Origin of the sequence: Halomonas sp. BL6 (genome assembly GCF_006228115.1) — a bacterium.
Classification (GTDB): Bacteria; Pseudomonadota; Gammaproteobacteria; order Pseudomonadales; family Halomonadaceae; genus Vreelandella; species Vreelandella piezotolerans.
This window is the reverse complement of record NZ_VDGL01000002.1, coordinates 475,507-488,697: the sequence shown is the minus strand read 5'-3', so window position 1 is coordinate 488,697 and position 13,191 is coordinate 475,507. Positions and strand designations below refer to the sequence as shown.

General features: G+C 57.6%; 13 protein-coding genes. 12 read left to right on the top strand and 1 reads right to left on the bottom strand.

Annotated features, from left to right (window positions below; all coding sequences use genetic code 11):
* The first annotated feature begins 127 nt into the window (after positions 1 to 127).
* The 10 genes from FHJ80_RS05830 (at position 128) to FHJ80_RS05785 (ending at position 10,235) form a co-directional block, all read left to right on the top strand.
* Positions 128 to 631, top strand: coding sequence for a TRAP transporter small permease (locus FHJ80_RS05830; RefSeq protein ID WP_255303882.1), 504 nt, complete (start codon positions 128 to 130; stop codon positions 629 to 631).
* Entirely contained in the window at positions 631 to 1,950 is a 1,320-nt protein-coding gene (locus FHJ80_RS05825; protein WP_139526070.1) for a TRAP transporter large permease, read from the top strand. The genes FHJ80_RS05830 and FHJ80_RS05825 overlap by 1 nt, the downstream gene beginning before the upstream one ends.
* A gap of 15 nt (positions 1,951 to 1,965) precedes the next feature.
* The gene (locus FHJ80_RS05820) at positions 1,966 to 2,442 is read left to right on the top strand and encodes a DUF3237 domain-containing protein (protein ID WP_139526069.1); all 477 of its coding nucleotides are present in this window, start codon (positions 1,966 to 1,968) and stop codon (positions 2,440 to 2,442) included.
* Positions 2,443 to 2,490: 48 nt separating this feature from the next.
* Positions 2,491 to 3,558: a TRAP transporter substrate-binding protein gene (locus FHJ80_RS05815; protein ID WP_139526068.1), complete on the top strand. Its 1,068-nt coding sequence runs from the start codon at positions 2,491 to 2,493 to the stop codon at positions 3,556 to 3,558.
* A 55-nt stretch (positions 3,559 to 3,613) separates the two neighbouring features.
* A complete protein-coding gene (locus FHJ80_RS05810) occupies positions 3,614 to 4,444 on the top strand; it encodes a p-hydroxycinnamoyl CoA hydratase/lyase (RefSeq protein ID WP_139526067.1) in 831 nt (276 codons plus the stop codon).
* A gap of 46 nt (positions 4,445 to 4,490) precedes the next feature.
* Positions 4,491 to 5,939: an aldehyde dehydrogenase gene (locus FHJ80_RS05805; protein ID WP_176558219.1), complete on the top strand. Its 1,449-nt coding sequence runs from the start codon at positions 4,491 to 4,493 to the stop codon at positions 5,937 to 5,939.
* 55 nt (positions 5,940 to 5,994) lie between these two features.
* Entirely contained in the window at positions 5,995 to 7,041 is a 1,047-nt protein-coding gene (locus tag FHJ80_RS05800) for a TRAP transporter substrate-binding protein (protein WP_139526066.1), read from the top strand.
* A 349-nt stretch (positions 7,042 to 7,390) separates the two neighbouring features.
* Positions 7,391 to 8,416, top strand: a complete 1,026-nt coding sequence (locus FHJ80_RS05795) for a TRAP transporter substrate-binding protein (RefSeq protein WP_139526065.1) — start codon at positions 7,391 to 7,393, stop codon at positions 8,414 to 8,416.
* Positions 8,417 to 8,428: 12 nt separating this feature from the next.
* Complete coding sequence (locus FHJ80_RS05790; RefSeq protein WP_139526064.1) at positions 8,429 to 8,956, top strand: TRAP transporter small permease; 528 nt, start codon at positions 8,429 to 8,431, stop codon at positions 8,954 to 8,956.
* Positions 8,946 to 10,235, top strand: a complete 1,290-nt coding sequence (locus FHJ80_RS05785; RefSeq protein WP_139526063.1) for a TRAP transporter large permease — start codon at positions 8,946 to 8,948, stop codon at positions 10,233 to 10,235. Before FHJ80_RS05790 ends, FHJ80_RS05785 begins: the two co-directional genes overlap by 11 nt.
* A 6-nt stretch (positions 10,236 to 10,241) precedes the next feature.
* Here the strand turns inward: FHJ80_RS05785 and FHJ80_RS05780 are convergent, their stop codons facing one another.
* The gene (locus FHJ80_RS05780; RefSeq protein WP_139526062.1) at positions 10,242 to 11,144 is read right to left on the bottom strand and encodes a helix-turn-helix domain-containing protein; all 903 of its coding nucleotides are present in this window, start codon (positions 11,142 to 11,144) and stop codon (positions 10,242 to 10,244) included.
* Between the two features lie 143 nt (positions 11,145 to 11,287).
* On the opposite strand from FHJ80_RS05780, the gene pobA reads away from it, so the two are divergent.
* Together pobA and mscL are read left to right on the top strand one after the other, a co-directional pair.
* Positions 11,288 to 12,472 (top strand): 4-hydroxybenzoate 3-monooxygenase, encoded by a 1,185-nt coding sequence (gene pobA / locus FHJ80_RS05775; protein ID WP_139526061.1) that lies wholly within the window; start codon positions 11,288 to 11,290, stop codon positions 12,470 to 12,472.
* A 154-nt stretch (positions 12,473 to 12,626) separates the two neighbouring features.
* Positions 12,627 to 13,118 carry a large conductance mechanosensitive channel protein MscL gene (gene mscL / locus FHJ80_RS05770; protein WP_139526060.1) on the top strand — a complete coding sequence of 164 codons (492 nt, stop codon included), beginning with the start codon at positions 12,627 to 12,629 and terminating at the stop codon, positions 13,116 to 13,118.
* Positions 13,119 to 13,191 lie beyond the last annotated feature (73 nt).

The following is a 13,191-nucleotide window of genomic DNA, read 5'->3' as shown; positions in this document are numbered from 1 at the left end:
ACAGCGAACTCCAAAAACAAGAGACGAAGCGATGAGCAGCTTAGCGACGGTTCCGACAATCGGCACTGCATGGATGCGCCGTAGCCTTGAGATTCCCTGTAGGGTTGCCGCGATAAGCGGCGGATTAATGATCACTGCACTCGCTATCATCACCGTCGTTAGCATTCTTGGTCGGTGGGTAGCCGGTGCGCCAGTATTAAGCGATATCGCTATGCTGGCGTGGGTGGGGCCCATCACCGGCGATTATGAGCTAGTGGAAATGGGCACGGCCATTGCCGTTTTTCTATTTCTACCTTACTGCCATCTTCGCGGTGGGCATGTCACGGTGGATCTACTGGTCATGCATGCGCCGGCCATGATGCAACGCTTGCTTGCCGTTGTCGCCGAAACGCTGTTTTTGGTAGTGGCAGGGTTGATGACTTGGCGCCTCTATCACGGCTTGCTCGATAAACGCCGCTATATGGAAACCAGCATGTTGCTGGATATACCGCTCTGGTGGGGGTATGTCGGCGGCCTGGTGGGTTTCGCGCTATTGACGCTGGTATGTCTCTATCGCACCTGCAATGCCTTTACGTATACCCCGCCGCAGAGCGATTCGGCGCAAGAAAATGCCGATCAGGGAGGTATGTGATGACACCTCTCACGTTGGGCGCTAGCGGTTTTGTAGTGCTGCTCTTTATGATGGCGGCGCGTATTCCTATCGGCCTGGCCATGCTGGTGGTGGGCGCCGTAGGTATGATGCTGATCACCGGCCCGATGGGCATTCTAAATGGCTTGAAGTCGCTGCCTTACGAGCACTTTTCCAGCCATACACTCTCCATCATTCCACTATTTCTGCTGATGGGGCAGTTCGCGGCGAGAGCCGGTCTTTCTCGAGCCATGTTTCAGGCAGCCAACGACTGGCTGGGCCATCGTCGCGGTGGGCTAGCGATGTCGACGATTGGCGCCTGCGGTGCATTTGGTGCCATTTGCGGCTCGTCGCTGGCGACCGCCGCCACCATGACCCAAGTGGCGCTTCCCGAGATGGAGCGGCAAGGCTACCGCGGTAGCCTGGCGACTGGCGCCTTGGCCGCGGGCGGCACCCTGGGTATTTTGATTCCTCCCTCGGTGGTGCTGGTGATCTACGCCATTTTAGCCGAACAAAACATTAACGAAATGTTTGCCGCTGCCCTCGTGCCGGGTTTGCTAGCGGTATTCAGCTATATGTTGGCCATCTCGCTTTATGTGCGCTTTTTTCCTGACAGTGCACCGAGCAAGGCAAAAGCCTCTCGCGGCGAGCGCTGGCGCTCACTACTAGAGGTATGGCCTGGCGCGGCGATCTTTATCGTGGTGATTGGGGGCATCTATACCGGTATCTTTACGCCTACCGAAGCCGCCGCCGTCGGTGCGGTCTCCACCGGTACCCTGGCAATAACACGAGGTGGGCTGCGCTGGAACGGCCTGCGGGACTGTGTCCTTGAAACCGCGGTGACCTCGGCGATGATCTTTTTCATCGTCCTGGGCGCCAGTATCTTCAATAGCTTCCTTGCATTGACTCAGCTACCCCAAATGACTGCTGGTTGGATCGTAGGGCTCGAAATCAGCCCCTGGGTGGTGCTGGCGGGTATTCTGTTCTGCTATTTGGTGCTCGGCTGCTTTATGGACAGCCTCTCGATGATCCTGCTCACCGTGCCTATCTTTCTGCCCATCGTCACCGGGATGGACTTCGGCATGCCCGCCACCGATGTGGCGATATGGTTCGGCATCTTAGCGCTGGTGGTCGTCGAGGTTGGCATGATCACGCCTCCAGTCGGGCTGAACATCTTCATTATTCACTCCATGGCTCCCCGCATTCCTTTAACGGAAACCTTTAAAGGCATCCTGCCTTTTTTAGCGGCCGATCTTATTCGCATTATTTTGCTGGTGCTCTTCCCCGCCATCTCGCTTGGCTTCGTCTATTTAATCAATTGAGCAAGGAGGTTCGACATGTCCCATGGCGCGTATCAACGAATGCCGACGCCTACTTTTATCGCGCGCTTAACGGTTGATGTCGATGCACCGCTGGAGCTGGGTGAAAACGCTCAAGGCAAGCGTCGCTTCATTGCGATCACCGGCGGTCAGGTGCGTGGTGAGCGGTTGAGCGGCATGGTTCTGCCTGGTGGTGGCGATTGGCAGACCCTGCGTACCGATGGGGTGGCCGAACTGCATGCCCGCTACTTTCTTGAAACCGATAGTGGCGAGCGCATCGAAGTGGAGAACACCGGATTTCGGCACGGTGCGGCTGCGGTGATGCAGCGCCTTCAGCGCGGTGAGCCCGTTGCGCCTGATGAGTATTACTTTCACACCACGCCGCGCTTTTATACCTCCAGCCCAGACTACGCCTGGCTAACACGTACGATCTTTATCGGCGCTGCCGAGCGTACCCGTGAGAACGTGTTGATCGATTTATTCGCGGTGAATTAAGCCCTTGTACTCAGCCGCTTAAACAACAATCACAACGAGGTACTTCTGATGATCCAGCAGACCGCTTCAATACTAAACCGGCGTTTACTCGCATTCGCTATCGCTTTACCACTGGCGTGGAGTGCTGGGCAGGCCAGCGCCCAGGAGGCCGAGTACACGCTGAGGCTGCATCATTTCTTCCCCTCTTCAGCGCCGGTTCACCAGGAGTATTTTATTCCCTGGAAAGAGGACATCGAGGAGGCGTCCAACGGGCGCTTGGAGGTTGAACTGTACCCCTCGATGCAACTGGGCGGTACGCCCCCGTCGCTCTATGACCAAGCGAAAGACGGCCAGGTGGATATTATCTGGACGGTGCTGGGCTATAACGCGGGTCGCTTCCCTAGGGCAGAGGTCTTCGACTTGCCGTTTGTACCCACCACCGGTGCTGCGACAAGCCAGGCCGCCCATGAGTATGCAATGACGCACATGCAGGATGAGTTAGAGGGCGTATACCCCATCGCCGTCCATACCCATAGCCCAGGGGCGCTGCACACCAAAGAGACGCGCATCGAATCGCTCGACGACATAGAGGGGCTCAAGATGCGCGGCCCCAGCCGCTTGGTGAATCGCTATCTTGCCAAATTGGGCGCTGAGCCCATTGGTATGCCCGTCGCCCAGGCACTGGAGGCGTTATCACGGGGAGTATTGGATGGAACGGTGATCCCTTTCGAAGCGATTACCGCCATGGGATTAGCGGATATTACCACCGAACATACGGTTTTCAGCGGTGATCATGCGCTCTATACCACGATGATGATCGTCGCCATGAACCAGCGTAAATACGACGCGCTGCCCGCCGATCTACAAGCGATTATCGACGCTCATTCCGGCATCCAAGAGGCCCGCAAAATTGGTCAGATCATGGATGACGCTGACCAGGTGCAGATCCAGGCCATTCAGGATGGCGAACAGCCCGGCACGATTACCCAGTTAGATAGTGAAGAGACTGCCCGTTGGCAAGCCGTGGGACAGGAAGTGGCTGATGAGTGGATCGCCGATGCCGAAGAGAAAGGGCTCGATGGTGAAGCGCTATATAACGACGCCCGACAGTTAATCGACCAGTTCACCGCTGAGTAGATGCTTAAACATTAACGTTTGAATAAGCCGTTTGATAAAACCCAAGGAGCAAGAGATGAGTAACTACCAAGATCGCTGGCAAACCGTAAAAGTTAACGTTGAAGAGGGTATTGCCTGGGTGACGTTGAATCGGCCTGAAAAGCGCAACGCCATGAGCCCAACGCTTAACCGTGAAATGACCGAAGTGCTGGAGACCATCGAACTGGATCAAGAGGCCCACGTGTTGGTATTGACCGGCGAGGGTGAATCCTTTTCGGCCGGTATGGATCTCAAAGAGTACTTCCGCGAGATCGATGCCAGCCCCGAGATCGTGCAAGTCAAGGTGCGGCGTGATGCCTCTACCTGGCAGTGGAAGCTGCTGCGCCACTACGCCAAGCCCACCATCGCGATGGTCAATGGATGGTGCTTTGGTGGGGCTTTCTCGCCACTAGTGGCCTGTGACTTGGCGATTGCCGCCGATGAGTCGGTGTTTGGTCTCTCCGAAATCAACTGGGGTATCCCTCCCGGTAACCTGGTGAGTAAAGCCATGGCCGATACCGTGGGCCACCGGGAAGCGCTCTACTACATCATGACCGGGGAAACCTTTACCGGCACCCAGGCAGCCAAAATGGGACTGGTTAATAGAAGTGTGCCGCTCTCCGAGCTACGCGAAGCCACCCGCGAGTTAGCCGCTACGCTGCGTGATAAGAACCCCGTTGTGCTGCGTGCTGCCAAGACTGGCTTCAAAATGTGCCGCGAACTGACCTGGGAGCAGAACGAAGAGTACCTCTACGCCAAGCTCGATCAGGCACAGCAGCTTGACCCGGAGCAGGGTCGCGCCCAAGGGCTTAAACAGTTCCTCGATGACAAGAGCATCAAGCCGGGGTTGGAGAGCTATCAGCGGTAAGGGCTTTATAACAATACTCGACCACCCTTTTGAGGAGAGTCAGATCATGGAGCTTCATCTTTTAATGGGTAGTGAGCAGTGTGCTGCTCACCAAGGCGCGACCTTTACTCGAACCAACCCTCTCACCGGTAATGTTGTCACCCAGGCTGCGGCGGCATCCGCTGGCGATGCGGTTCGGGCGGTTGAAGCGGCGGCTAAGGCCTTTCCGGCCTGGTCAGCGACCGGCCCCGGCGAAAAGCGCGCCAAGCTGCTCAAGGCGGCCGAGATCATGGAGGCGCGCCAGGCCGACTTCATCGAGCGCATGGTGGACGAAACCGGCGCCACGCCGGGTTGGGCGGGCTTCAATGTCATGGTCGCCGCCAACATCCTGCGCGAGGCGGCGTCGCTGACCACGCAAGTGAATGGCGAGGTCATCCCTTCCAACGTGCCCGATAACCTGGCGATGGGCGTGCGGGTTCCCTGCGGCGTGGTGGTCGGGATCGCTCCCTGGAACGCGCCGATCATTTTGGGTACCCGGGCCATTGCCACCCCGCTGGCGTGTGGCAACACGGTGATTCTCAAGGCCTCGGAACAGTGCCCCGCGACCCACCACCTGATAGGGGAGGTGTTGATCGAGGCGGGGTTGGGCGATGGCATCGTCAACGTGGTGACCAATGCGCCGCCACAGGCCGCCGAAGTCGTCGAGGCGCTGATCGAGCACCACGCCGTACGGCGTATCAATTTCACCGGCTCTACCCAGGTGGGGCGCATCATTGCCGAAAAAGCAGCGCGTCATCTCAAGCCGGTCTTGCTGGAGCTAGGCGGTAAAGCGCCGTTCGTGGTGCTTGACGATGCCGATCTGGACGCTGCCGTAGAGGCCGCCGCCTTTGGCGCCTTCTTCAACCAGGGGCAGATCTGTATGTCCACCGAACGGTTGATCGTGGTGGATGCGGTCGCCGACGCCTTCGTCGACAAGCTGGCTCGCAAGGCGCAAACGCTGCGCGCGGGTGATCCACGTGGTGAAGGCAATGCGCTGGGTACGCTGATCAATCGCGAATCGGGCGAGAAGCTCAACGCCCTGCTGGACGACGCCCAGCAGCATGGCGCTCGTATCGCCTGCGGTGGTCAGGCCGAAGGCGTCATCATGCAGCCCACCGTGGTGGACGGGGTGACCAAGGCGATGCGCCTGTATGGCGAAGAGTCGTTTGGCCCGGTGGTAGCGATGATGCGCGTCAAGGATGAAGAGGAAGCCCTGCGCGTGGCAAACGATAGCGAATATGGCCTTTCGGCCGCCGTCTTCAGCCGCGACACCGCCAGGGCGATGCAGTTTGCCCAGCGCATTGAGTCGGGTATTTGCCACATCAACGCCCCCACCGTGCACGACGAGCCCCAGATGCCCTTTGGCGGCGTTAAGTCGAGCGGCTATGGGCGCTTTGGCGGTAAGGCCGGAATTGAGGAGTTCACCGACCTGCGCTGGATGACCCTGCAGCTTGGCCCGCGCCATTACCCCATTTAGATAAGCGCCTGACGCTATTTCTTTTAATAAGGCTATAAGTAAGGAGGTTACTACAATGACAATAAAACCCACACTCGCCAGCCTCACGTTGTTAACTGGCATGCTCCTCAGCAGTAGTGGCTACGCCCAGGACACGGTGACCCTGCGTTTGCACCATTTTGCTGCCCCGGCCACGCCCGTGCAGACCGAGTATCTGGAACCCTGGGCCAAGCGAATCGAAGAGCAGTCTGAAGGGGCTATCAAGGTGGAAATCTTCCCAGCCATGCAACTGGGAGGGGCGGCGCCATCGCTCTACGACCAGGCCAAGGACGGGGTAGTCGATATTGCCTGGACGCTACTCAGCTATACGCCGAATCGCTTCCCCGAGTCTGAAGCATTCGATCAACCCTTCCTGCCTACCACAGGGGAGGCGACCAGTATGGCGGCCCATGAGTTCGCAACAACGCATATGCAAGACGCCTTCGAGGGTGTTTACCCCATCGCCGTATTCGCGCACACGCCGGGCAAAATTCATACCAGAGGTGCGTCGATAGAGAGTGCCGAGGACTTGAGAGGGTTAGCCATGCGCGCGCCCTCAAAGACCATGAATCGCTACCTGGGGCTGCTTGGCGCTCAAGCAGTGGGTATGCCGATGCCACAAATTCCAGAAGCGATTTCCCGCGGGGTGATCGATGGGCTGACGCTGCCCTTCGAAAGTGCGGCGGCATTGGGTGTGTTGGATATCGCCCAAAACCACACCTTTTTCGAGGGTGAGCAGGGTTTATATACGGCGATGATGGTGCTGGGTTTAAACCAAGCTAGCTATGATGCACTTTCGCCGGAACTGAAACAGGTGATTGACGATAATGCAGGGCTTCAAGAAGCGCAGCGTATCGGTCAGGTCATGGATCAAGCGGAAGAGAGGGCGATTGAAGCCATTGAAGCGAGTGGTGAAGGTGAAATGTTCTACATCGCTCAAGACTCACTGGCGCCCTGGCAGGCAGCGGCTGAAACGGCCACGGCCCAGTGGATTGACGACATGGGGAGCCGAGGCTTTGATGGTCAACTGCTGTATGATGAGGCGACCCGATTGGTAGAGAAGTATACCGAGCAGACAATGTAGCCTGTATTTGCGTTTGTCAGTAGGCCGTCTTCGTATTAGTGAAGGCGGCTTTTTTTATGGATGTATCAGGAGAGAGCAAATCTTGTGGGTATTTGGTCATTCGACGATGGTCGTGAATCTATCTGGTAAAAGTCCAATTTTTTGATTCTATTTTGCTGTTAGCAAAGATCAGAGGGCTGGAACACGGCTTGATAGTGATGGCGCGGGTAGCAAGGCGTCCTATGCTGCTTGGACATAGACGAATGTCGATTAGCCTTACGCCTGATAGTGGACTAATGTGATCCCTTAAAGCGAACTAGTATTCGCTCTGCGAACTTACAATAATCCAAATAAGCCTGGAGTCCCCCCTATGAAAAATACCTTTGCTCGGTGCGTGCTGGCAGCCGCCATTGCAGGACTTTCCATTAGCGCTGCGCAGGCAGAAACCACTCTACGTATGGCCCACTTCTGGCCTGGCCCGTCGGGCGTCAACCAGGACGTGTTGCAGGCCTGGGCCGATACCATTGCTGAAGAGTCCAACGGCGAGCTGACCATTCAGATGTTTCCCGCCGGTACGTTAGCCAAACCGGACTCCATCTACGAAGCCGCCGCCAATGGGATTGCCGATATCGGCGCTACCGCCCAGGGCTATACGGCGGGCCGTTTCCCGCTGTCGCAAATCGTTGAGCTACCGGGCGTCGCCAGCACCGCGACCCAAGGGGCCTGTGTGCTGCAGACGCTCTACGACGACGGCCATTTGGACAGCGAATACGAAGATACTCGTCCGCTTTTCATGTTTACCACGGGCCCGGGTGGCATCCACACCATCGATACCGACGTGCAAACCCCCGCCGATCTGCAGGGTCTGCGCATTCGTCGCCCCACCGCAGTGGCGGGTGAGATGCTGGAAAATATGGGGGCGAGTCCGGTAGGCATGCCTGCACCCGACATTTATACCTCCATGCAGCGCGGCGTGATCGAGGGCCTGAGCTTTCCGTGGGAGGGTTTGAAAGGCTTCCGTATCAACGAACTCGTCAACTACCACACCGAGGTGCCGTTCTACACGCTGATTTTCGTGGCCACCATGAATCAGCGCAGCTACGACAGCCTGACCCCCGAGCAGCAGGCGGTGATCGACAATAACTCCGGTATGAAGTGGGCCGAAAACGCCGGTGCAGTGTTTGACCGACTCGACGTAGAAGGCAAGCAAGAGGCCGTCGAAGCGGGCCACACGATTCGCGAAATCGAAAATCCGCTGGAGCATCCCGACTGGCAGGCGCCGCTTCAAACAGGTATCGAAAACTACCTGACGCAGTTGGAAGAGCGTGGTCTCGATCAGGCGCGCGACGTCTATCAGGCGGCGTTGGCAGCCAGCGAGTCTTGCAGCGCCCAATAGGGGTAATGTGTCATGCAGTCTACTTTTTATCGGGCCAGCCATTGGCTGGCCCTCATTTGTCGCTTAGTGGCCGGGGTCGCTTTGATTGGCCTGCTGGGGGTCACCATGGCCGATGTCAGCACACGCTACCTTTCCCGGTTGACCGAGGGCGCGATTGCGCTGCGTGTCTCCGGAAGTGTGGAGCTGGTGAGCTACTTGATGCTGTTCGCGCTATTGGCCGCGATGGCGGCCAATGTCGAAAAAAGCCAAGTGGTGGTCGAAGCGTTCTCACACCGCTTGCCACAAGCCATCAAAAATCGTGTGCAGGGCGTCTTTTTACTCGGCTTCATGGCGCTGGGACTCATCCTGTTCGTGGGGCTACTGGATTCTGCTGCCGCGGCGACGCGGCACGGGGAGGTCACCCAAGACCTGCGGTTGCCCATGGGGCCGATTTACCAATTGGCAGCGGTGCTGAGTTTGCTATTGGGATTGCGCAGCGCCATTCACGCCTTGCTAGGCATGATCTATGCGGCCGGTGAGGAGGCAGCTCATGGGGAGTGAAGCGATTGGTGCCATTGGGCTAGGGCTATTATTGGTATTGATGATTCTGCGCGTCCCGGTCGCGTTGACCATGCTGATCGTCGGTGTGGTGGGGTTTGCTCAGATCATCAGTTGGGACGCCGCCATTGCACAACTGAAAACCGTACCGGTCGAGGTGCTCTCCAACTATAGCTTCAGCGCCGTGCCCATGTTCATTTTAATGGGCGTACTGGCGGCTCACTCGGGGATGGCCGGTAAGCTGTTTGATTCGACCCGGATCATTTGCGGTGGCTGGAAAGGCGGCTTGGCGATTGCCGCGGTGGGCTCTTGCGGCATCTTTTCCGCCATCTCCGGTTCATCGCTGGCGACGGCGAGCACCATGACGCGGGTGGCACTGCCCGAAATGGAGCGCTACGGCTATAACCGTGGCTTGGCGACCGGTGCGCTGGCCGCTGGCGGCACACTGGGTATCATGATTCCGCCCAGTATCGCGCTGCTGATTTACGCCATTCTTACCGAACAGTCCGTGGGCGATATGTTCATGGCGGGGCTGATTCCCGGCCTGCTGGGACTGGTGATGTACTCGCTGACCATTACCGTGGTGATGTACCTGCGCCCCTCCCTGGCGGTAGCGGGTCAACCCACTGCCTGGAAAGAGAAGCTACTCTCGCTGACCGGTTTGGTGCCGTTCTTTGGCGTCTTCCTGGTGATGATTCTAGGGATCTATTTCGGTGCCTTTACGCCCACCGAGGGGGCCAGTGTCGGCGCATTTGCAACGCTGCTCTACGCCTTGGCGAAAGGCATGCGCGGTGCCCAGCTATGGCATAGCGTACAGGAGACGCTGGCGCTTTCTGCGGTGGTGTTCTTTATGCTGGTTGGGGCGGAAACGCTGGGTTACTTCATCTCCGTATCGCGCATTTCGTTCTCCATCACGGATCTGCTCTACGGCATGGACCTCACGCCCATCGTTGTGGTGCTGTGCATCCTGGCGCTCTACTTCGTGCTGGGGATGTTCATGGACTCCATCGCCATGCTGGTGATCACCGTGCCGGTGGTCTACCCGATCATTCAGGCGATGGGCATCGACCCGGTGTGGTTCGGTATATTGACCGTGTTGACCGTTGAGCTGGGCCTCATGACCCCGCCGGTGGGGATGAACGTGTTCGTCATCAAAGCGATGGCACCGCACGTCGGGCTTGGGGAGATATTTAAAGGAGTGGCGCCGTTCGTGGTGTCTGACTTGCTCCGCTTGACGCTGTTGATCCTCTTTCCGGTGCTGTCGACCTTCTTTTTGCTCTAAGGCGGGTTAACGCCCTTGCGATTGACGCGTTCTGAAATCGCGAGGTGACAGCGCCGTATTACGTTTGAAAAAGCGCGTGAAGTAGGCCGGTTCGGAGAAGCCCAAGCTGTCAGAAACTTGCCCAATGGTCATGTTGGTGTAGGTAAGCTGGCGCTTGGCCTCCAGCAGTAGCCGTTCGTGTAGCAACTGTAGGGCGCTGCGCCCGGCGAGTTGGCGGCAGAGCATGTTCAAATGTGCACTGCTCACCCCCACTTGCCCGGCCAGCCACTCGATGCTGGGCTGCTCACGGTAATGCGTTTCGATGAGCGTTTGAAACTGCTCGACATGTTGCTGCCCCTTGTCATTTTGGCGAGGGGTATAGCGCCTTTTAGGGCTACCGACCGCATGGCCAAGCCGCGAAAGCTCGACGACGAGTGCCTGGATCAGCGCTTCGAGTAGCAGGCTGCGTCCAGGCGCTGGCTGGCGATACTCGCGATCGATCTGGGTCACGAGCGTGGTAATGCGCGTTTGCTCATGAGCCAGCGATAGGCGAAAGAAATCGGCCTTTTTAAGGGCGCTGCTTTCGCCCAGCAGAATATGCAAGTGTTCGGCCAGCGGCTTGGCCAGCGTAATGATGTGTCCTTGTACGTCGGGTGAAAAGTGAAAGCCGTGAATCGCCATGGCGGGAACGACAATGGCGGTCACGCTCTGCAGCTCATGACGCGTGCCCTCCAACTCCAGCGATACGCTCCCCTGATCGATCAATAAAATATGCACCAAGTCGGCATGGCGATGGGGGCGGATACGCCAATCATGCAGGCGGCTGCGCTCGGGAATGGACTCACAGTGGAGCAAGTCGGGCGTCGGCCAGTGCTGCGTTTCGCCATAGAGCTTGAAGACGGGGACGGCGGCGTTCGACGAGGGCGTCATGGGGGCTCTCCTTTACGACTAAGGTTGAGTGATGCAATGTCGAATGTCCAATAATTGATCTAGATCATGCCTTATTAAGCGACGTGTTTCATTGAAAAATACAAGTTATCTGATTTTGACAATGACAACGACGAGGCATCCCTATGAAAACGAAGGTCGCCATTATTGGGGCCGGGCCGTCAGGCTTACTGCTGGGGCAACTGCTCCAGCGTCAAGGTATCGATAACGTGATTGTCGAGCGGCGCAGCGGTGAGTATGTGTTGAGCCGTATCCGCGCAGGTGTGCTCGAGCAGGGCATGGTCGATCTGTTGCGTGAAGCAGGTGTGGACCGGCGCATGGATGAAGAGGGCCTGCCCCACGACGGTTTCGAGCTCGTGTTCGATAACCGCCGCGTGCGCATTGCGCTGGACGAGCTGACCGGCGGCAGCAAGGTCATGGTCTATGGTCAAACCGAGGTCACGCGGGATCTGATGGAGGCCCGCGCCGCCGCTGGTGCGACTACGCTCTATGAGGCAGAAAACGTCCAGCCCCACGATCTGGAGAGCGATAGTCCGTATCTTACCTTCGAGCACCAAGGCAAAACCGTCAGACTCGACTGCGACTACATCGCGGGCTGCGATGGCTACCACGGCGTCTCCCGCCAAGCGATTCCTCAGGATCGCATCCAAGAGTTCGAAAAGGTGTACCCCTTTGGCTGGTTAGGGCTACTCTCGGATACGCCGCCGGTGTCCGATGAGCTGATCTACGCGCGCCATGCGCGTGGCTTTAGCCTATGCAGCATGCGCTCCGCCACTCGCAGCCGTTACTACCTGCAAGTACCGCTGGATGAAAAAGTAGAAGACTGGTCGGACGAGCGTTTTTGGGAGGAACTCAAGCGGCGCTTGCCGGACGATGTGGCGCAAAAGCTCGTGACAGGGCCCTCCATCGAGAAGAGTATCGCGCCGCTGCGTAGCTATGTGGTGGAACCGATGCAGTATGGGCGGCTATTCCTCGTGGGCGATGCCGCCCATATCGTGCCTCCCACGGGCGCCAAGGGACTCAATCTGGCCGCCAGCGATGTGAATACGCTCTATCGCTTACTGGTCAAGGTCTATCAGGAAGGCCGTACCGATCTGATAGAGCGCTATTCGCAAACCTGTTTGAAGCGTATCTGGAAAGCAGAGCGTTTTTCCTGGTGGATGACCTCCATGCTGCACAACTTCTCCGATGAGGAGGATTTCAATAGTCGCATGCAGCTGGCCGAACTGGACTACGTGACCAGCTCAGCGGCAGGGCTGACGACCATCGCAGAAAACTATGTGGGGCTGCCTTACGAATCGCTCGAATAAGCGACGCTGGCGCTCTTCCTCCTTGCCCAAACCCCACGGTTTGGGTTTTTTATCTGACCGCTGCCTCTTGTCGCTCTGTTGGCCTTGGCCCATTCTTCTTTCTGGGCAGTGTCGCCCTTGAGCGTTTCATTAGCTGGGTGAGGAGAGAGGGCGTATGGCTAAGTTTTTTCGGGAGTTCCGCGAGTTTGCCGTCAAGGGCAACGTCATCGACATGGCGGTGGGCATCATCATTGGCGGAGCGTTTACGCTGATCGTGCAAAGCCTTGTCAAAGACGTCATGAACCCCCTGATTGGTTTACTGGTGGGCGGTATCGATTTTTCGAACCTGTTTGTCGTGTTACGGGAGGGCGTGGCGGAGGCCCCTTATGCCACTTTGGCGGACGCCCAGGCGGCGGGAGCGGTGACGCTGAACGTGGGATTGTTCATTAACGCGGTGGTGAGCTTCTCCATCGTCGCGTTCGTGGTGTTCTTGCTGGTGCGCACCATCAACCGTTTGAAGCGTGAAGAGGCGGTGGCCCCTGCAGACCCTACCGAAAAACCGTGCCCTTACTGTTTTATGGTGGTACCCATCAAGGCCGTTCGCTGCGGGCATTGCACCTCTGAGCTACAGGTAGCGAGGCCAGAGAAACCGATGGAGTCCGTGTGATTCGCGGTCAGCTTTCCTGGCGAGTCGCCATCAAAAAGGGTGCCCAATGGGCACCCTTTTTGACGTTGAAGAG